The sequence below is a fragment of the Bradyrhizobium sp. USDA 4504 genome (assembly GCF_054063995.1).
On sequence record NZ_JBSSGV010000001.1, the window covers coordinates 1,922,864 to 1,942,507 of the forward strand.

Sequence of the window (19,644 nt, forward strand, 5' to 3'; positions counted from 1 at the left end):
TTCGGCCGGCCTCCATTCTTGTTTCATCATGCCTGGGTCCAGGTAATCCACTATTCCGGAGTTGATCATGCTGTCGAATACGATGCGTGCGATTGCTTTTCTCGGTGCTTTGGCGGCAACAAACATGGTCTTGGCGCAAGACACGGCGTCCCATGCGCCGCTGAAGACGATCGGGGCCAACAAACCCCAAGTCGTTCCATCACTGATCGTCTTCAACTCCAGGGGCGCGAACGTGCAGCCCGGCAAGCTGGTCCTCACCGGCGTCGCGCCAAATGCGATCATATTTGCGGATCGGCCGGTTCGCTCGGCCGGTCACGATCTGACCAGCCATATCGTCGAAGACTGGGGAACCGGCAGCGACAATTTTGCAAAGAATCCGCCCAACGCCACAGTGTCCGTATTCCAGAAGGACGGCAGCACCGTGCGCGATGTCGTTGTCACACTGAAGAATCCCAAGCTCGAAGGTGATAACCTTGCCTTCGATGTCGATATTCTCGAAGGTGACATCAAGGGCGCCGACGGTCCTGCCTCTGTCTTCATCGACATCATCGGCCTTCCGTTTACGCCGCTTTCATTCGCGGGCGTTGCGCGACGCACGGCCTATCGAGGTGCGTATTATGCCGGAGCCGCTGCGGCGGCTGGCGCTGCGGCTGCCTACGCGTACCACCCGTATTACTATCGGCCGCCGGTTTGCGGATACTATCCCTATCCCCCGTGCTACTAGCGGGACCGCGCGGAGTTTGGCCTGGCGTCCTTGCGCCGGGCCAGCCTCTGGCTGATGCGCCTTGTGTACCATTTGCGTCCAGCCGGCACTGGACGATGATTCTCTCGACTCGAGGAAGCGCCGGCCCGTCCAGAAACGAGCCGATCTCGAGTCTTGGCGCTACAACGCGAAAGAGCCCGGCTGAGCCGGCCGCTTGCTACGGATTGGGCTTGTGATGACTGAGGTCATGCAGTGAAAGGCGGGCCTCGCGCACCAGATCTACAAGCGAGAGCGTGAAGAAGCTGAGAGCGACAACAAAGAGCAGTGCAACGCCGTACTCATGCTGGAATCGAAAGAAGGTACACACGAACGCCAGGATCACCAGCAGCGAGGTGACGATTGCGCTGACCGTCGCGAGAACGATTGCCTTGTTCAGAAGCACAGCGCGACGCCTGAGGTGTGGGATATCAGGGTGCGTTCCGGAACGGTCGTCGTCGGCCGTAGCGTGCAATGCCTGTAGCCTGTCGACGACGCGATTCATGCGCCCTATCAAAAGCGACACGAAGGCCGCAACTGCGCCAAGGAGAAATGCGGGCGCCGCTACTTGCGAAATGACCTGCGACAGGTGCGCGGCGGTCGGTGTGTCGATCAGCATGGCTACTTTTCTCCGCGACCGGTACCTGCGCCGCCGCCTACATTGGAGTCAGGGCGAGCGCTCGCAACGAAAGCTTAGCGCATCGTTGGTCACGGGGAGCTTTTTACAACGATGTGAGATCGTTTGCTCAAGATAATCGCTGCGTAGCGTGACGGGCAAGGGGGCGCCGCGAAGCGTCCCCTTGCCCGTCGCTTAAACTTACGTCGCTTTTTTGGCCGCCGGGATCGACCAAGTGCCGTCGAGGATCGACGGGTCGTCCTCGTTCGGCCAATACATGCGCAGCATCAGGATGAACTTGCCGGTCGGTGCAGGCAACCAGTTCGACTCCTTGTCGGCCCCCGGGGATTGATTCTGGATGTACAGGTCCGTTGAGCCGTCCGGATTGACCTTGAGGTTCTGTCGCGGGCTGATCGAGTACCGATTGATCGGGTTGGAGACGAAAAAGTAGTTGGCATCGTACATGGTAACGGACCAGAAGCCGCTCACCGGCGGCAATTGGCCCTTTGGAAAACGCATGACGTATTTGTTCGAGCCGTGATAGTCGCTACCGTCCGCATCCTTTAGCGAAAGCGGATAAACCGCGTCTCTGTTGCGGTTCGCGCCGAGCCCGATCGCGGTGACCAGCGCACGGTTGAGATAGTCGGTCCCGTAGACGCCGGTCTTGGTGTCGTAGATCCATCCGTTGACCTTCTTGATGGCGTCGTTGACCTTGAGCTGGAGCATGATGCGATCGAAAGCGGCGCGGGGAATGCGCTTGACGAAATCCGCGTCCAGCTTGCTGGCATCGAAGTCCTGGCCCGGGACAAGACCGATCTTGGCGAACCGCGCGAGTTCGGGCGCGTCAGCAGCAGAGGGAGGGTTCACTTTCATCAGCTGGGCGAGCAGGCTGAAGTATTCAGCCGCATCCATGCGGTTGACCTGTTCGCGCACGGCCGTCTTCATGTCGATGGACGGATCGACCTTGCCCGAGGGCGGCGTGTAGTCCTTTCCGTAGGAACTCAGCGGCACCAGCTTGAACTGGTCCTGCAAGGCGTGGACGGCTGCGTAGTCTTCCGGAGTGCCCGTGCAGTAGATCCGGCCGAGCAACCAGACTATGTTGGTTGGGGCCTTCAATTCCTTGACGCCGGACGGAAGCGTGCCGCTCCAGCCGGGACCCGTGATTGCATAGGTCTGCGCCCCGGTGCCGGTTGTGCGTTTTCCGGGCACGGCGAACACATTGGTCCATCCGTCGAGCATCGGCAGCAGGAAATACCGGTCCTTCATGTCGGGAACGCTCAACACCCATGGCTCCTTGCCGACGTCGAAAAATGCAGTGGTGTAGAGCGTATCGGCGTTCGGTGCTGTCACATCGCGAAACGAGGCATCCGGATACTGACGCAGCTTGATGATTTGACCCATGGGGGCACGCGTGCCCTCCGCTTTGACGACGTTGGTGAAGACCCGGCGGGTCATCTCGATTGTGACAAGTGGATAACCGAACACATAGGCGTCGGTGGCGAGCCAAAAATCTTCCGCCCCTTCAACGATATCAAATACTGGGCCTTCGTGCGCTCGGAGGATCGACGGGGTCAGTGCAGTGGAAGCGGCGGCAAGTCCGGTCTTCAGCGCAAAACGGCGGGTGATGTCCATCGTTGTTTCCTGGGATTGGTTTCGTTCAAGGCGGCTTTTTGGCAGCGTTGCGGCGCTCCATCTCGTGCCGCGCAAGGCAGGCTAGCCCGTACTTCCCAGCATCGGCTATGCAGTTTCTGACCTTGATCGGGGGCCCATCCGACCAATCGCTTGGCGAGCCGGGGATCCGAGCGGGCGCATGCCGAAGTCGAAGACCCCGCGCTGGCAATAACTGAGCGCGATTTCAGACCATTGCTTCGCGCGGGGCTGGAGATTGCCGAATTTGCATAGTGGGTGGCCGCTTTTTCGTTAGGTTGGCGAGCGGACGAAAAGACGCTTGGCGTGTCAGGCCCGTCCACCACGGAAACGGAGTAGGTTGATGCAAAAGCGATCGAGCCCGAACATGCTGACGAAGCGCGATTTGCTGAGATCTGCCGCGCTGGCAGGCGTCGCCGCTGCTGGCGCCCAATCAAGCCAAGCTTGGGCCCAGTGGTCGGAACGTCCGGGATTCTTCAAGGCCAAGGACATCGCAGAGGCCGGCTTCATCTATGGCCTGCCGATGGTGATGGCCTACGGCGTCATGAACGAGTACGCTGTCGACAAGTCGTCGGGCCAGTACAAGGCGCCGTTCAATACACTGTTCAACGAGGCGCGCGTCTTCACATACGAAGATACCGCCGTGATCACCCCCAACAGCGACACGCCGTATTCGTTCGCTTGGCTGGACCTGCGGGCCGAACCGCTTGTCTTTTCGGTGCCGGCGATCGACCCCAAGCGCTACTATTCGCTGCAGTTGAACGACCTCAACACGTATAATTTCGGCTATGTCGGGACGCGCGCCACCGGCAGCGATGCCGGAAGCTATATGATCGTCGGCCCGCGATGGACCGGCGTGACACCGGCCGGCATCAAGAAGGTATTCCGGTCGACCACCGATTTTTGCCTGGGGCTCTTACGCACGCAGCTGTTCGACCCGGCCGATATCGAGGCCGTCAAGAAGATTCAGGCCGGCTACAAGGCGCAGCCGCTTTCCAGCTTCCTGAATCAGCCGGCGCCTTCGCCGGCGCCGGCGCCTTCTTTCCCCAAATTCGAGAAGGACCTCGTCCGCACCGAGTTCTTCGAATACCTTGATTTCGCGCTTCAATTCGCGCCGGCGCTGCCGGAAGATCGCTGGATCCGCGAGCAGCTGGCGCGGATCGGCGTGGGGCCAGGGAAGAGCTTCGATTTCCGCAGCCTGTCGCTGGAAGACAAGGCGGAGATCCTGCTTGGCATGAAGGAGGGCGAGCGCAAGGTCAGCGAGGCCGTTGCGACCCTCGGCAAGGACATCAACGGCTGGCGCGTCGGCGCGCCGTTCGGCGATGCCGCATTCTTCCATGGCGACTGGCTTATGCGCGCGGCAGCCGCGAAGGCCGGCATCTATGGCAACGACGCGGTGGAGGCCATGTATCCTTTGGGCAAAGTGGATGTCGATGGCAAAGAACTCGACTGCTCGAAGTCGAGCTACACGCTTACCTTCCCGGCGGAGCAGCTGCCGCCGGTCAACGCCTTCTGGTCGGTGACGATGTATGACGGCAAGACGCAGCTTTTGGTGAAGAACCCGATCAACCGCTACCTGATCAACTCGCCGATGCTGCCGCACATGAAGTGCGGTTCCGACGGCTCGCTGACGATCTACGTCCAGAACAAGTCTCCGGGAGCCGACAAGGAGGCAAACTGGCTGCCGGCGCCGGATGGCCCGATCTATGTGGTGATGCGACTGTACTGGCCGAAAACCACGCCGCCATCGATTCTGCCAGCTGGTGAAGGGACGTGGAAGCCTCCCGGCTTCAAGCGCGCGTCCTAGAGATCGAATTTTTATCGGCCGGATGCGCGGCGACAGAGTCGCAATTGCACGCATCCGGCCGGCACGGGCATGGCACCGCCCTTGTGAGTGTTCAATCCCGGTGCACGACAGATGCAGGAGATCATCGTGCTCATCATCCTGACGCTCTATTTGGTCCTGGTCTGGCTCGTCTTCTCGAGGCTCAAGCTGGTCCGATGGGGCTGGGCGTCCGGCACCGTCACCGTGCTGCTTGGCGCGTTCATCCTCGCGGTATTCCTCGCGATGTTCAACTACCTGACCCCGTCGGGAAGCTTAGTCGTGATTTCCCGCGTCATGGAGGTCGCGCCCAATGTCTCCGGCGAGGTGATCGAAATCCCGGTCAAGCCAAACGAACCGGTGAAGGCCGGCGCGGTGCTGTTTCGCATTGATCCGGCACCGTTCCAGTACAAGGTCAACCAGCTCGAGGCATCGCTCGCCCAGGCACGCCAGCAGGTCAAGCAACTGAAGGCCAGTTACGAGCAGGCGACGGCGAATGTCGATGGACTGACCAAGCAGCTCGCCTTTCACACCCAGCGGCTTTCCGATTACCGCAAGCTCGTCAGCGAGGAGGCGCAGACCGCGTTTCGTCTGCAGGACGTCCAGGTGCAATACGACACGGTCGAGTTTCAGCTTCAGGCGGCCAAGGCCGCACAGCTGAGCGCACAATTGGCGATGGAGTCGGAAATCGGCGGCGTCAACACAACCGTCGCACAGATCCAGGCCCAGCTCGACCATGCGAAGTGGGAGCTCGAGCAGACGACGATCCGCGCCATCGGCGACGGTGTCGTTACGATCATGGCGCTGTCGGTCGGCGACCGCGCCATGCCGGCGCGCTCGGTGATGTCGTTCATCGTCGCAAACGATATCGTCATCACCGGCATGTTCCCGCCGAACGGATTCCGGACCATCAAGCCCGGCGCGCGGGTCAAGCTCGTCTTCGACGACGACCCTGGCCGCATCCACGAAGCGACGGTCATGGCTATCCCCCAAGGCGTGGAGCAGGGCCAGATCGCGGTCTCAGGTACGCTGGCGCGGGTCGGCTCGATCGGAGGCGCGAAGGCTTATCCGGCTGCTATTTCGATCCCGAAGACCATCGACCGTAGCCAACTCCGGCTCGGAATGCCGGGCACCGCCACCGTGTTCGCGGACAACGCCGGCGTCATCGGCCTGTTGATGTCGATCCTGGTCTGGATCGGTTCGTATACGGCATATTTATAGCCGCCTTCCATTTCACTCTCGGCTCCAATTGGTAGCTCATCCAGATATCTCCGGAGAAAAAATGGGTCTTCGATCTGCAGGCAGTATTGCAGCCCTCGTTTCGGTCACTCTTCTTGTCCAGTTGTGCTCGGGTGCTCGCGGTTACGCCCAGCAATCAACTGGTCAATTGTTGATCTCATCGGGATTCAGCCCTGTCGCTGCGACCACGCCGGAGCTGTTGAATCGGCTGATGTTGTTCCCGTCCAATCAATTTCAGCTGCGGCAGAGGAGCGGACGTTCCTACTACGTTTACGCGGATCCCTCCGGATGTACCTGTGCGTATGTCGGCAGCGTGGCCGCTATGGACAAATATCGCGCCAGTTATGGTGCATTGCCGGCAACTACGCTCTCGGCAGGCGGCTTTACGAATCCCGAAGAGAACCTGATCAACAGCATGGAAAACGATGACGCTTCGGCCCAGTTCAACGATGACGTATTTGGTCCGGACTTTTAGGTTTGCCTGATGTGCGTTCGAGCATGAGGGCCCCGCGCGTTCGCGGCACACGCACCGCACCGACCTGACCGTCGGCGGCGTTCTGTTGATGGAGACCGGCGCTTCAGCTCCTCGGCGCAAAGGAGGAGGGATCTATCCCATCCGAAGTCGTGGCGCTCCCATCCAGCGAAGCCGGGTCCGATCGATCGACGTTGATGTCGTGTCGAATCAAGGGATGCCTTCAATCATTCGGGCAGCATGGCGCCCAAGGCAGGCGCTTGTCCCGGCCGCGATTGCGCACGAAACTGCCGCGGCGTAACGCCGGTAATGCGGCGGAAGGCGCGCGTAAAGTGCGCTGGATCCGTATAGCCGGAGGAGAATGCGATTTCGATGATCTTGGAATCCGTGTCGCGCAAGAGCTTGCTGGCATTCTCGAACCGGATGGTGTCGAGCAGATCCGAGTATGTCATGCCGGCGTACGCCAGCTTACGTTGCAAGCTCCTCGCGCTCGCGCCAGCCATCTCCGCAACCTGAGCGAGAGCCGGAAGTCCCTGGTCGAGGTAGGACGGCAACATCAACTTGAGCGTTGCGATGATGTCATGACCTGACGGGCCAGCCTGATCGTCTTGCAAGGAGAGCACTTGCTCCTTTGCGCGATTGGGAAGGCTGAGGAGCGAGATCGGCACGTCGATCCACGATGCGTCTTGTCCCGACAGGAAACGCGTGTTTGGCCAGAATGATTGACACGCGGGGCTCGGCGTATACCGGGCTTCAAACGCGATTGTAGCAGGAGCCCAATCCGGTCCGGCGAATTGCCGGACAATGTATATGGGGAAAATATTCTGAAGCCATTGTGAATGCTCGAGATGCAGGAGTCCTTTTGTTCCAGTGAGACTGCTGCAAAACTTCACGTGACCGTCGTGGCGCTCGATCCAATTCTTCAAGTTCGAGTCCTCGATCGATGCCCATTTGCAAGCCTGTTGCAGCGCGACCAACAGCGTTGGGGCATGGCCGATCAGAGTCCGGGTTTTCTCGCTCAGGTGACAATAGTGCAGACGTTGGGAGGCGAGGAATCCAAAATCCGGAATACCTTGTGATCTCCGGGCGATTTCCGCGAAGTCGATTGCTCGCAGAATCGGAACGTAGTGATTGGCCTTTTCTTCCAATGATGTCGGAAGATGAAATTTTGCCAGAAACGAACCCGTCGACGCGCCGATTTCGCTAAGGATATCAGCGAAAGGAATGAGGAACTGGCAGCGCGTCAAATGAATATTTGCCACCGGGCCGCCCCTCGATTGTAAAATGGATGCTGCCTGTCGGCGGGAGTTTCGCTGGGACCGGGCGTTGGCGCGGCCGGCAAAAATGGAAGAGTTCGCTGCCCCCTCCCGGCATGCACCTTTCTCTGCACCCCAGCGATCGGCTGCGAGCCACTCCTTCGATGCGGGTCTTGCCGGCTTTTTTGGCGGCTTATGGCCAGACGGCCAACAATTCGCTGCATAGGCTTACTTGAGATCAAAACTACGACCGGAATGGAGGAAAGCTGAGCCCTTCGTGCTGCGTTTCGATGAATTCTCTCTCCGTACCCTCGCAGCATTACGTGCGCTCGACAATGGTTGAACGAGAGCCACTGGGTGATCGAAAGGTGCCCCAGTTTTTCCGGACAGTCGGCCGGAAGGAGGCCCGGAATGCCCATGGCGTCGAAGCATCTGGTATTCTCTAGACGGAGCATAGACTTCGTGCCTCACACCAACAGATGAGAGCCGTCCGTTTGCCTTCGTCCGAAGCGATCCGCGCGGCCATTGTCGCGTCGCTGCGACATGGTGACGCAACCATAAATGGCACAGCTCGCGCATGCAAGATCAGCTCGCGGACGTTGCAGCGTCATCTCGGCCGTATGGGCACAAGCTACCGCGCAATGCTTGCGGAGGTTCGCTTGAATTTGGCTTGCCGGCTGCTCGTAGACTCGAGTAAGCCCCTGTCCGACGTCGCAAAATTCCTCGGCTATTCCAGTGCAAGTAGTTTCAGCCGCACTTTCGCGCGTTTGATGAAAGTCCAGCCCGTTGTCTACAGGCGGCAGCAACTTGCTGGTAAACGTCGGCACGCGTCCCATCGCATATGACTTGCGCGATCGATAGCTGAATTATTCCACAAGATTGGCGTGAAATGGCAAGACGCACGATTTGAATTGGAGCGAAACGTTCGGCGAGATTTCGGGGCTCCGCAAGGAGCCATTTTGCTTTTTTTGACGTTCAACAGGCGCAGGGACGCTACGGGAAGCTATATGGCCCGGCCGAAGCAAAAGCAGAGCGACGCAGGCTGGCGAGCACGGTAGGCATCGCGTCATGCAATCACGTCGCCGAGCACGAGCGGCCAGCCGCCGAATCAGCTCCATCCGTTCGCGACAAACAGAAGGCGCTAGGGCTATCCGCCAGACGACCTTCGTCGCGGCGTCGGCGAGCCCTGAGATCGTCCGGTCGGTGCCTGCACAGACCGATCTGGGCGCTTACGCCAGTCTCGACCAGCGCATTGTCGATGCGATCGCGGTGGTGTGCCTGGCGCATGGGATAGGTTGATCGTCCAGGCGTCATCGACCCCGACCTTCTGAATATGGTATCGTCGCGACAGCGAGAGGTCTGGCGCGATCTGGTCGGACCTAAGAATTGGCCTTGACCTGACTAGGTCAGCTAGCCTGCTCATGTAGCGGACTCGCGCTACCATTGGCCACGATTTGCTCCGTCACGGCGCAGAACGGGAATTACAGCGGGCCATGACGTGCTGCTGGCCGCTTCTGACGAAGCTTAGGTGCCTTGGCTCGGGAGGCGTTCTGATCCTCCTGCAGTTTGAGCGTCGCTCTGGCGTGTTCGGCGAGTTTCAACGCGTTGTCGGCGTTCGAAGCGAGCCGTGACAGCAACTGGGACAGCACTTTGAACTCCTCACGCGTCAGCATGCTAAACAAGGCGTCGTTGACCGGGCGCTGCAAAGCGGCAAGGCGGATTAGTAGGCTCATTCCGCGTTGGGTGAGCGCAAGTTGCACCCGTCGTCCGTCTTCGGGGGGGAGCTTTTCTCGAGCAGGCCGTCGGAAACCAGCTTGTTGATCTCGTTAGTGACGAAGGCGCCGCTCAGATATAGCCGCTCGGCGACCTGATTCACGCCCATCGGTTCTTCCGCAGTCGAATTCTTGATCGCAATCAATATCAGATATTGGGTGGGCGACAGGTCGACGAAGCCCGCGAATATTTCGCGGCAGGCCTCAAGACTGCGTCCGAACGCGAAATAATCGTAGAGCAGGCCGCGAAGCGTGCGGTCTCCTTCCTTGTCGAGCAGTTCGGGTTTCGACGCCGTCAGGAGTGCATCGTTCACGCGGTCAATCTCCTCGCCAAATCATGGCATTGCGAGCGCGGTGTTCGACAATCCCCTGTCGAGCCGCTTCGACGAGGATGACTCAGTTCTCTGCTTCGACGACGTGAAGGTGCCTTGGGATCGCGTCTTCATCGAGGGCAACGTCGAGATGTGCCAGAAGCAGTTCCACGCCATGCCTTGTCACGTCTACCAAAACTACCAGGCGATGGTCCCTCTCAGCGTGAAGCTCACGTTCCTGACTGGCCTTGCGCATCGGATCGCCGAAATGAACGGCGTCACGCAATTCCCGCAGGTTCGCGAAATGCTCGGTCAGCTCGCAGCCGAGACCGGCATGGTCGATGCGCTGGTGGCTGCGATGGAGGCAAAGGGCACGCAGGTCGGTCCCTACTTCATCCCGGATCGGCACACGCTCTATTCCGCACAGGTCCTGACGCAGCAGCTCTACGCCCACATCATCAATACGCTGCGCGAGCTCGCCGGCGGCGGCATGATCATGCTGCCTTCGTCGGTGGCGGACTTCGGCAACCCGGAGATTGCTGCCCTGATCGACCAGACGCAGCAGTCGCCGAAGGCCAATTCGCACGACCGCGTGAAATTCTACAAGCTCGCTTGGGACGCCGTCGGCTCCGAGTTCGGGTCGCACCATCAGCAATACGAGATGTTCTACGCCGGCGCGACTTTCGTTACCAAGGGCCATTCCTATCGCACCTACGACTGGACCGGCGCCGATCGGTTGGTGCAGACGATGCTCGATTCCTACGACCTCAACGGCGTCTCGACCTCCAGCAAAGCCGCCTGAATCAGGGAGCAAACACATGCCCGTCAACAAGAAGCACGACGAATTCTACACGCTCGTTAAGACCACCGGGTGGGAAACGCCCGCGGGCTATCCGGCCGGCATCCAGCAGAAGATCATCGCCGGCGGCCGAGATGAGGAGAATCGGCACGGTACGAGAACCCGGCTGCTCCGTTTTGCGCCCGACGTCTATACGACGGCGCCGTTCTCGCACGAGTATTGGGAAGAGGTCTATCTCGTCTCGGGCGACCTGATCGTCGGCAACGATGACAAGGGCGAGGGCGGCGTGAGCTTCCCGCCGAACACTTACGCCTGCCGGCCTCCGCACGCGCCGCACGGTCCGTTCAAATCCGTCGGCGGCTGTCTGCTCCTGGAGATGCACTACTTCGATCCGGTTTGATTCCGGTTCGCTAGCGACCGCCTGCACCGGGAGTTCGACCCGCAGGCATCGAGCGAATATGTCGGATCGCACGTACGGCGTCTGGAGGCGATGCGGCGTGAGGCAATGGTAAGCCGTCTTGCCGACGGGAGCTGGAATGTCGGCGACGACTATCTCGACCGGGCGCTCCGATACGAGAAGCTGCAGCGCTCGCGCAATCCGGTACGCGTCGCGGTGTTGTCATGGCAGAGACTCGAAGATCTGCCGCAGGCGCTGGGAGCAACGTGGCTTGATCGCAAGCTGATTGGCAAGGAGCCCGATGGGTTCGTGTCGGCTGGCTTCGGGGCGGAAGTCGAGACCGCATTGCGAACCAGGCGGCAATGGCTGATCGAGCAGGGGCTGGCGCGAGAGCAAGGGGGGCAAGCGCGGTACGCGCTGAACATGCTCGAGACGCTCGAGGCCCGTGAGCTGGCAAGGACTGCGGCCGACATATCCGCGCGCACCGGGCTTGAGCATGTCGACGTCAAGGCCGGCGACAAGGTTGAGGGCGTCTACCGGCGCGTGCTCACGCTGCACAGTGGGCGGTTCGCCTTGATCGAGCGATCGCATGAGTTCGCGCTGGTGCCCTGGCGGCCGGTGCTGGAGCGGGCGCGCGGGCAATTGGTCACCGGTCAGGTCGGCGGGGAGGGCATTTCCTGGTCGATCGGCATCAAGCGCGGAATTGGACGCTAGTGGCCGGATGCTCGGAAAGTCAGTCAGTTTCCGTCCAGGAGCGTTCGTGTTCCATCCAGGAGCGTTCGTGGAATTCATCTTTTGTGTGTCCAAGGAATTGAAATTAATGAGTATTATACTATTTTTGCGAGAATAGTATAGCTGAAATGTTCCAGAATACCGGTGGTTATACTATTCTCGCGAAAATAGTATAGCGAGGTTCCGAGATGCCGTCGAACCAAGCCCTCGATATCAGCTACCAGACGCTCTATTCGGAGCTTGTCCAGCGAAGCCTGGACGAGAGCTTCACCTCCGAATTTTCCATGAGCGGCCGCTTCGTAGCGGTCGAGGTGAAGGGCAAAAAATACTGGTACTTCGACACGCCGAAGCCCGAAGGCGCGGGCCAACACCGCCGCTATGTCGGTCCCGTCGACGATCCAGAGATCACCAAGCGGGTCGAAGCATTCAAGGATCTGAAGGCCGATCTGAAGGGACGTCGCCGTCTCGTTTCCACATTGACGCGCGAGGCCTATCTGCCGCGTCCTCTGCCGATGGCTGGCCAGGTGGTGGAAGAATTGGCGAAGGCGGGCTTCTTCCGCATGAGGGGCGTGCTCGTCGGCACTGTCGCTTATCAGTGCTACGCCGCCGTGCTCGGTCGACGCCTTGATGCGGCCGCCATGCAGACCGGCGACGCCGACTTTGCGCAATTCCACGAAATCTCGGTGGCGGTCAAGGATTCCATGCCTCCCATCCTGGAGGTGCTGCGCCAGGTCGATCCGACCTTCCGCGAGGTCCCGAGCCAGGCCGACGGCAGGGTCTCCACCCAATTCACGTCGAGGGGCAACTTCAAGGTTGAATTCCTGACGCCGAACCAGTGGTCGGACGACCAGGCAGGCAAGCCGGTCCCGATGCCGGCCCTCGGCGGGGCAGCGGCACTGCCGCTCCGTTTCCTCGACTACCTGATCTTCCAGCCGATCCGCGCGGTGCTGTTGCACGGTCCGGGCGTGCCGGTCCTCATTCCATCGCCCGAACGCTACGCCATCCACAAGCTGATCGTCGGCTCCCGCCGCAAGGAGGACCGCGATGCGACCGCAAAAAGCGCAAAGGATCGGCTGCAGGCTCGATCGATCATCGAAGCGATGATCGCCAACAGGCAGCAGTCGGACCTTGCGGCCGCCTATACGGAGGCATGGGATCGCGGCGATCAGTGGAGAGCGGCGATCCGCACCAGCATCGCGACCTATGATGACAGCTTCCAGACGTTGCTCCGGACCGAACTAGGGAAGGGTGTATCCGAGCTCGGCTCCGATCGCGCCGCCTACGATCTCGCAGACAAGTCAACCGACACGCCAACCTCTCGTCCACAGTGATCCGCGGACCGCAGGCTCGACACCGACGCGGCCGCAACGCAGCCTCGACCAGCAGCAGCGGCACACAAGCCGGGCGCAAGAAGCTCGGCCAGGCATGCTCTGCCGACGAAGATCGACATGCCGATCATGTCGACGTCATCAAACAAGCTGCTCCCTGCGCGCCGGAACCAACAAGCCTGAGCCTGGTCGGCATGTGCACGCCTTGCGGGGCATTTCTCGAACGACATGCTCATCGCTGATCCATCCGGCACTCCGAAGCCCGCGCACAATGAGAAGCAGCTTGGTCATGCAGAATCGAGGCGCGACCACGCACCGCCTGCCGACAGAGGCAATATCTCTTCGCTGTTGAGTAACCGATCGCCCGGTGGCTGAGCGCGACATGGCAACGAGATGCAATCTGCGCCAGGTGTTCACGCGCTGTTGAAGCATTCGATGATGCTGTGCTGATCTTGATCCGCAACTTCGGCACTTGATCGGGCTTGATCGAAATCGCGCTCGCTGATGGCGCGACTTTTTATTTCGATTGAAGGCTCGCCGAATTTCGCCGTTCTCATCGTGCCGCTCACGTGCGTGGGCGGATGGGGCGGCGAATGTTTCCAGCAAAGATCTACATCGGTCAGATCACGATCGTGTTCGGCATCGTCGTCGCGTCGACCTGAGGAGCGACGCAATGGACCGCGGCAGCCCTCGGCTTTCAGCAACGGCTGGGTGAACCCTGGTTCGCGATCGCCGGCTATCCTCGCCTGTTTAGCTTTTTATCGCGGCGGTGCCCTGATCGCTGAGGTCATCTTTCGGATTTCAAATCTCACCCATGCCCGCCGCCGTCAGAACGGGAAGCATGTCATGGTTTCGACGTAGCCCATCTGGTGAGATTCTGAACGTCAGCCGATCCAGCGGACTGACGATGAAGCGCCTAGCTCTGATGTCCCGCAAGACCCAGCGAAGTCGGATAGCCTCGCCCAAGGGCAAGCTCTCCAACTCACTCATCAGCTGGTTTGATCCTACGGTAGTGCATCCCCATGTCACGTCGCACGAGAGATCTGCGCTGGCTGCCGAAGGGTATCCAGCAGCTGCTGCTCTTCATCGATGCGCTGGCGAAAGCGCTCGCGCTCCCGTTCCGAGGTCGCGGTATCGATGAGATAGTGGTAGTCACCGACGATCTTCTCGCTAACGCGAATGAGTAGCTTTTAAAGTTCGATCATGGATGTTTTTCTCCCGATCTCCCGGCGGCTGGATGACACAGCCGGCATATGCCCAGAGGCGGAGCGTCAGAGGCCACGCCTTGCGTGGCCTCCAGTTCCTCGCCGATGCGCCTTTCGATGAACTGACGCTCCAAGTCGGAAAGCTGCGTTTTCAGAAGCCACCGATAATGGCGGATGTTGGTGCGGTGCGCTTGGAGTTGCTCGAGCCGCTGGTCGATCAATCTAGAGTATGGCTTCTCCATCGGGCCGTACCTTGAGACTGCCGGGCTTCAGCCAGGTTATCGAGGAACATCGCGGTCCCCCCAATTGTTATCTAAGCATCATCGGCAACTATCAATTGGGCGCCGGTGGCTGAGAGTGTCGTGCTCCCGATCATTCGCTGGCGAAGCAGGCATTTCACCGCCGGCGCTACGCTCATTTCCTCCAATGCGGGGAGAACGCCGATGGCTTCAAGCACCGCGACTAGCCTGATCACAAAGTTAACTGCCTCCAACCGGCTCGACAGCGATGACATTCAGGCACTTGAGCAGCTGCCGATCCAGGAACGCCAAGTCCCGGCCCAGCACATTATTGTCGCCGATGGCAGCCGGCCAAAGGAATGTTGCCTTCTCGCCGAAGGATTTGCGTACCGTGCAAAAATCACGCAGGACGGCAAGCGGCAAGTCCTCTCGTTGCACATTCCCGGCGAAATACCGGATCTGCAGAGCCTCTACCTCAACGTCATGGACCACGATTTCACGACGCTGACATCCTGCACGCTTGGCTTCATCCCTCATGAAGCGATCAAGGCCTTGTGTAAGCAGCGCCCGAATGTGACAGGTGCGCTTTGGCGCGAAACGCTCATTGACGCGGCGATTTTTAGGGAATGGATCGTCAATGTCGGCCGCAGGTCCGCGGACGAGCGTATGGCCCACCTTTTCGCCGAAATTCATCGTCGATTGAGGGCTGTCGGTCGAACGAGCGACGGTGATTTCGACTTCCCTATTACGCAATCCGATCTTGGAGATTGTCTCGGACTTTCGACGGTCCACGTCAACCGCACGCTGCAGGAACTGCGGCAAGAAGGTATCATGCAAGTCGAGCGGCCACACTACCGCATTCTGGACCACGATAAATTGGAGGAATTGGCCGGATTCGATCCGGCCTATCTTCACTTGCAGCCGACTGGCTAGCTCGAAGGGGAGACGATGCGCTTGGCGGTGACGTCGATCTGAAAGATTGCGTTTTGTTCCTCCCTTGACCGCGATCGACCAACGATTGGATTTGTCGAGGTCCAGATTGGACCCGATATCGCGAACCGTCGTCACGGCCTTCTGCCAGGCCATCTCGTCGTTCAGCAGTTCCTCGCCATCGGGATCATCAAACGGACGGTCATTCGAAATGAGGAGCGTAGCCGGCAACTCGTCGTCGAACTAGAGGCGTCTATCTCACTTTCTTATTTAGCCGAGTGTGCTCTAGGTTTTGTGCAAGCCACACGGCTGGTCCGAGCGGGCCGCAGCCGCCGCATAGTACCGGGGAAAATAGCAACCGATAGAACGATTGGGTTACCTGATCCGGGGAGCCAAATGCGCTCCGCTAGTGTCTACTACTACGACAAGGCGCGCCCTGTCATGCCCCAGCGCTGAGCAATTGTCGCGGAAACCCGTAGCCGTCCGGTCTCGACTATCGTCGCCACCGATCTAAGCCAGCTCGGCCTCGCGGTGTGATCTCGCGGTCCACTAAGAGGACGGAGCCGCCAAGCCCGACCGTACCCGGATTGGCGGTTCTCTTTTGCACCGAATGCAAAATTAACAGGCAGGTCGCGGCGGCGAGCCTGAGCCTTTGTCGCAATTTATCTGGAAATCGGAACCCGTGACCTAGCAGCTCGGTTTAACGCAAAAGCCCGGCCGTCAACTAGGACGGCCGGGCGAAAGTGATACGAGCTCGATGAACGCTGCGGATATGCTGCGGCGCGGCAGGGCGGTGGGTACCTCGGAGGGTGTTTAGCCGCCGGACTGAGGCACGAAAGCATTCACGTATGCCGCTATTCGCGCCGCCGGTGGCGGTCGTAGCTGACGGAATGGAGGCGGCCAATCCGCACCAGCGGTACAATCGCAATTGCTGCGAGATGATCGGTGCTCATGGCGATGTCCTTGCATCGCCCCCATCAATTGGTCTTCGAGCGCGAGCTATTCCCTATAGGCGCCAGGCGTACCCGCCACTTTGCAAGATCAATGCATCGGCGATGGGCGTTCTAGGTTCCTCATTCCATTCGTGATGAAAATTGGGGAACGAAGACGCCCCGCCAGAAAGCAGCAGGCCCCATAAGCGCGTTTCACATGTGCTAATGACGCGGTGCCCGCATGATAGAAAACTCGTCTTCGAGCGTGGCGCTCATATGGCGTGGGCTACCGCTCGACCCCAGCGTAAATCGATCGCAGCTTCAGATTACATTTAGGATAGTTGCGTACCCATGAACGAGTTTTTTGACTGCAGCAAACGCGCTTTAAACATCCTCTCCGAACTTCATGCTTCCGAAAAAGAGTTGGTGGGCAAGGGGGTCGTCTTGTCCGATGGGAAAGCCGGCACAATTGAGCACGTATTTGTAGATGACGTCCATGGGCTCCGCATTGCAATTGCGGGACATGAAGGTCGATGGCCAATAGCGATGGTCAAGCAATTGGAAGGGGATCATCTCTCAAGAAAGCCAATCGCCAAAGCCAAATTACCGCGTGCGATTCACGAAGGTTAATGACTCCGCTGCTGCACACTGCGACGATAGGCTTCCTACGAGCGAGCTTAAAACCATGGAACGCATGAATGGAGTGGAGCGGACATTTGCGTCTGTTACTGCGCTGAGTGTCTTGGTTCTCGTCGCTAGCCTGACCGCATATGCGTTTAGCTAGTGGAGCCAGAAAAGTAGCGGCATCCGAACAATAGGGTAGATAACTTTCATTTCGTATTGTTTCAGCCTTGGAAACAGGCTCGCTGCTTCTCGGCGGACAGCGGTCCTCGATCTGGCCTGGCCCCAGCATGATCCGGATGCTGGGGCCATCTTTTTTGTGCTGCTGCCTAACAGGACGCGCTCCCAGCACAGGCCGATTGCGCCCAAAGCCTTCTGGCCGTCCTTTTCATAGGAGCGGGCCTGACGAAGTTGGGTTACTCTGAAGCCAGGCGCTGATCCCGCCCCACAACGTCTGACGCCGCAGTATGTAAGCAAAGCCCGGCCTCAGCGATTCCTACCGCGCTGAGACCGTTTTACTTTCAGGAACAAGTGGCAATTTGTGGAGTTGCAAGGGAGGTTGCTCTCGGGAGGTGGGACGGGCATCGGTCTCAGTGCTCTCCCGGGGCATTGGGCAGTTCGCTTTCGTGAAGGCAAGCTATGACAGAAGAGCGCCGAGACTGAACACTGATCGTCGGATTTCTCAGTATTGCGGCTCAGCGCCATGCTTCATTAGCCGAACCCAGGTTGAACGGCTCCGAAATGCCTGTGTCGTCCTTCGCGGCCGGCTCAAACGCGAACTGCGGTTCTGGACGTCAATGTTACTCGGATTTTCATGTTACTCGGATTTTCGCCGCTCTGGATCGTTGGCGGAGCTGCTGATTTTCTTTAGGTTGTAACCGTTCCGCGAGATGCAGCAAATTGCCTAGATCACGGATGCAAAACAGAAAGCAGACGTTGTCGACGTTGCTCGCGGTCAAGTTGATCTTTTCGCATCATCTCGAACTGAGCTTGAGCCTTGATGGTGCTTTCGTTTGACCTCTTTAACTCGATCAGCAACGCCTCCTGCTCCGCGAGTCGTTTTTCTCCCTCCACAACATCAAGTTCAATCTGCCGCAACTCGTCCATGATCGAGTCTTTGTGCATCTTAGTCCATCGCACCCGTGCAGTTACAGCCGTGTGAGCTTAACCATTTCCAAGAGCTAGCCGTTCCTTGAATTCGACCTTGCGCTGCAGGATTTTTCGGCAGGCCATGGTGGGAATAAGTTGCAATAGGAACGGCAGGATGAAACGGCGGTTTTACTCTGCCGGCGTCGAACGCTACGGTCGCCGGCGACGACCAAAAAAGCGGAGACTTGGCTTCAGCGCCTTCGGCTGAAGCCATTTTTTTGGAACAGATGGCAATTCCGGAGACAGAGGCCTCGCTTAATTGTCGGCAAGGGGGGCTCGGCGACAGGCCGCTTCCGTTGTTCGACAAGGCTCAGTTCGGATTTCGCTGATCCAAGGGCAGCGCTCGCTTTCGAATATGCCTGCGCTCGTTCAAAATGATCCCAGCGCGTGTCATCGCAGCAGTTGCAGCGCGGTAGGGTCATAGGTCCTCCCGCACGCCGCGAAAGAACGGATGCCGTACCTTGCCCTCGGCGGATTTGGAGCGGTACTCGATCTCGGCCAGTACTTTCGGTTCAACCCAGATCGCCTTGTGTGCAATGCGCTTGGTATAGGGCTGCTTCTTGCGGATCAGCGGTGCCAAGCGTTTGCGGAGATCGGCGGGCGAGGCCTTGTCGAAGCCGTGGTCGACCTTTGCGAGCGTAGATCAGCTCGTCGCCCTTGCGTCGGCCGACATAGATGCCGTCCCATTCATCGCCGTCGAGCGCAAAGCCCGCGATGTCAGCGTCTCGTGCTGGGCGCAGGTCTTCTTCACCCAGTCGCGGCTGCGGGCGCCGGGTCGGATAGACATTGTCGGCCACCTTCGACACCACGCCCTCGTAGCCGAGCTTGCAGGCATGGGTGAACATCTTCGGGCCGTCGACCTCGAAGCTCTGGCTGAACTGATGGCGGTGCCGGCAATCAGCTTCTTCAGCACGGCCTTGCGCTCGACCAGCGGCACCTTCCGAAGATCGCGGCCGTTGAAATGGAGCGGATCGAAGGCCACCATCACGATCCTGGTCGACTTACCGCGCAGCTCGTTCTGCAGCACAGAGAAGTCGGTCGTGCCGCCTGCCGAGGGAAATCTCGCCGTCGATGATGGCTGATGTTGCTGAAATCGGCCAGGCGTCTTGGGCCACCTTCTTGAAGCGCCTGGTCCAGTCGTTGCCGCGCCGGGTGTAGATCTTCGCCTCGTCATAGGCGATGTGAGTCTGGACCCGGTAGCCGTCGAACTTGATCTCGTGAATCCAGCGTGCGCCGCGCGGGACTTTATCGATCGGCGATGCCAGGGCCGGCGCGATGAAGCCGGGAAAGAGCGCCTTGGTCCCGATCGCTTCGGGCTTCCTCCGTTGAAACGCCACAACGCCATCCAATAACAGCGACCTGATTCAAATTTGAGGACTTGGCAATCGTTCCGCGCGCGGGGTCCGCTATTGGAACCGCTGATCTTAGCCTGCGTTGG

At 59.3% G+C, this 19,644-nt stretch carries 19 protein-coding genes and 1 pseudogene; 12 read left to right on the forward strand and 8 right to left on the reverse strand.

Features of this window, described 5'->3' with window-relative positions; translation table 11 throughout:
• Positions 1-67: 67 nt before the first annotated feature.
• Positions 68-724, forward strand: a complete 657-nt coding sequence (locus tag ACVMB1_RS08350) for a hypothetical protein (protein ID WP_194295334.1) — start codon at positions 68-70, stop codon at positions 722-724.
• Between the two features lie 196 nt (positions 725-920).
• On the opposite strand, the gene ACVMB1_RS08355 is transcribed toward ACVMB1_RS08350, so the two are convergent.
• Complete coding sequence (locus ACVMB1_RS08355) at positions 921-1,358, reverse strand: DUF2721 domain-containing protein (protein ID WP_076826362.1); 438 nt, start codon at positions 1,356-1,358, stop codon at positions 921-923.
• Positions 1,359-1,556: 198 nt separating this feature from the next.
• Complete coding sequence (locus ACVMB1_RS08360) at positions 1,557-2,987, reverse strand: DUF1254 domain-containing protein (protein WP_316398795.1); 1,431 nt, start codon at positions 2,985-2,987, stop codon at positions 1,557-1,559.
• A 382-nt stretch (positions 2,988-3,369) separates the two neighbouring features.
• Here ACVMB1_RS08360 and ACVMB1_RS08365 point away from each other — a divergent pair, with 382 nt between their 5' ends.
• The 3 genes from ACVMB1_RS08365 (at position 3,370) to ACVMB1_RS08375 (ending at position 6,538) form a co-directional block, all read left to right on the forward strand.
• Positions 3,370-4,809, forward strand: coding sequence for a DUF1254 domain-containing protein (locus ACVMB1_RS08365; protein ID WP_253625998.1), 1,440 nt, complete (start codon positions 3,370-3,372; stop codon positions 4,807-4,809).
• A gap of 111 nt (positions 4,810-4,920) precedes the next feature.
• Positions 4,921-6,045: an HlyD family secretion protein gene (locus tag ACVMB1_RS08370; protein ID WP_456848471.1), complete on the forward strand. Its 1,125-nt coding sequence runs from the start codon at positions 4,921-4,923 to the stop codon at positions 6,043-6,045.
• A 61-nt stretch (positions 6,046-6,106) separates the two neighbouring features.
• Positions 6,107-6,538 (forward strand): hypothetical protein, encoded by a 432-nt coding sequence (locus ACVMB1_RS08375; protein ID WP_168857393.1) that lies wholly within the window; start codon positions 6,107-6,109, stop codon positions 6,536-6,538.
• Between the two features lie 224 nt (positions 6,539-6,762).
• Here the strand turns inward: ACVMB1_RS08375 and ACVMB1_RS08380 are convergent, their stop codons facing one another.
• A complete protein-coding gene (locus ACVMB1_RS08380) occupies positions 6,763-7,797 on the reverse strand; it encodes a helix-turn-helix transcriptional regulator (RefSeq protein ID WP_246786823.1) in 1,035 nt (344 codons plus the stop codon).
• Between the two features lie 473 nt (positions 7,798-8,270).
• On the opposite strand from ACVMB1_RS08380, the gene ACVMB1_RS08385 reads away from it, so the two are divergent.
• Positions 8,271-8,636, forward strand: coding sequence for a helix-turn-helix transcriptional regulator (locus ACVMB1_RS08385; RefSeq protein WP_082653779.1), 366 nt, complete (start codon positions 8,271-8,273; stop codon positions 8,634-8,636).
• 636 nt (positions 8,637-9,272) lie between these two features.
• Here ACVMB1_RS08385 and ACVMB1_RS08390 read toward each other — a convergent pair.
• Both ACVMB1_RS08390 and ACVMB1_RS08395 read right to left on the reverse strand, forming a co-directional pair.
• A complete protein-coding gene (locus ACVMB1_RS08390) occupies positions 9,273-9,524 on the reverse strand; it encodes a hypothetical protein (RefSeq protein ID WP_456848473.1) in 252 nt (83 codons plus the stop codon).
• Positions 9,521-9,877, reverse strand: a complete 357-nt coding sequence (locus ACVMB1_RS08395; protein WP_456848475.1) for a MarR family transcriptional regulator — start codon at positions 9,875-9,877, stop codon at positions 9,521-9,523. The genes ACVMB1_RS08390 and ACVMB1_RS08395 overlap by 4 nt, the downstream gene beginning before the upstream one ends.
• 40 nt (positions 9,878-9,917) lie before the next feature.
• Here ACVMB1_RS08395 and ACVMB1_RS08400 point away from each other — a divergent pair, with 40 nt between their 5' ends.
• From ACVMB1_RS08400 to ACVMB1_RS08415, 4 genes are all read left to right on the forward strand, one after another.
• Positions 9,918-10,676, forward strand: a complete 759-nt coding sequence (locus ACVMB1_RS08400) for a 4-hydroxyphenylacetate 3-hydroxylase family protein (protein ID WP_253587192.1) — start codon at positions 9,918-9,920, stop codon at positions 10,674-10,676.
• A gap of 16 nt (positions 10,677-10,692) precedes the next feature.
• Positions 10,693-11,073, forward strand: a complete 381-nt coding sequence (locus tag ACVMB1_RS08405; RefSeq protein ID WP_057017180.1) for a hypothetical protein — start codon at positions 10,693-10,695, stop codon at positions 11,071-11,073.
• A gap of 21 nt (positions 11,074-11,094) precedes the next feature.
• Entirely contained in the window at positions 11,095-11,784 is a 690-nt protein-coding gene (locus ACVMB1_RS08410) for a DUF3363 domain-containing protein (RefSeq protein ID WP_253590458.1), read from the forward strand.
• A gap of 206 nt (positions 11,785-11,990) precedes the next feature.
• The gene (locus tag ACVMB1_RS08415) at positions 11,991-13,133 is read left to right on the forward strand and encodes a nucleotidyltransferase family protein (protein WP_456848477.1); all 1,143 of its coding nucleotides are present in this window, start codon (positions 11,991-11,993) and stop codon (positions 13,131-13,133) included.
• A gap of 410 nt (positions 13,134-13,543) precedes the next feature.
• Here ACVMB1_RS08415 and ACVMB1_RS08420 read toward each other — a convergent pair whose 3' ends face one another.
• Positions 13,544-13,834 (reverse strand): hypothetical protein, encoded by a 291-nt coding sequence (locus tag ACVMB1_RS08420; protein WP_456848479.1) that lies wholly within the window; start codon positions 13,832-13,834, stop codon positions 13,544-13,546.
• 318 nt (positions 13,835-14,152) lie between these two features.
• Here ACVMB1_RS08420 and ACVMB1_RS08425 point away from each other — a divergent pair, with 318 nt between their 5' ends.
• The 3 genes from ACVMB1_RS08425 (at position 14,153) to ACVMB1_RS08435 (ending at position 17,066) form a co-directional block, all read left to right on the forward strand.
• A complete protein-coding gene (locus tag ACVMB1_RS08425; protein WP_456848481.1) occupies positions 14,153-14,317 on the forward strand; it encodes a hypothetical protein in 165 nt (54 codons plus the stop codon).
• Between the two features lie 461 nt (positions 14,318-14,778).
• Positions 14,779-15,507 (forward strand): Crp/Fnr family transcriptional regulator, encoded by a 729-nt coding sequence (locus tag ACVMB1_RS08430; RefSeq protein ID WP_057017186.1) that lies wholly within the window; start codon positions 14,779-14,781, stop codon positions 15,505-15,507.
• Between the two features lie 1,280 nt (positions 15,508-16,787).
• Positions 16,788-17,066, forward strand: coding sequence for a PRC-barrel domain containing protein (locus ACVMB1_RS08435; protein WP_141340136.1), 279 nt, complete (start codon positions 16,788-16,790; stop codon positions 17,064-17,066).
• 900 nt (positions 17,067-17,966) lie between these two features.
• On the opposite strand, the gene ACVMB1_RS08440 is transcribed toward ACVMB1_RS08435, so the two are convergent.
• Both ACVMB1_RS08440 and ligD read right to left on the reverse strand, forming a co-directional pair.
• Positions 17,967-18,182, reverse strand: coding sequence for a hypothetical protein (locus tag ACVMB1_RS08440; RefSeq protein WP_057017188.1), 216 nt, complete (start codon positions 18,180-18,182; stop codon positions 17,967-17,969).
• 442 nt (positions 18,183-18,624) lie between these two features.
• Positions 18,625-19,543, reverse strand: a pseudogene (ligD, locus tag ACVMB1_RS08445) (non-homologous end-joining DNA ligase).
• Between the last annotated feature and the right edge of the window lie 101 nt (positions 19,544-19,644).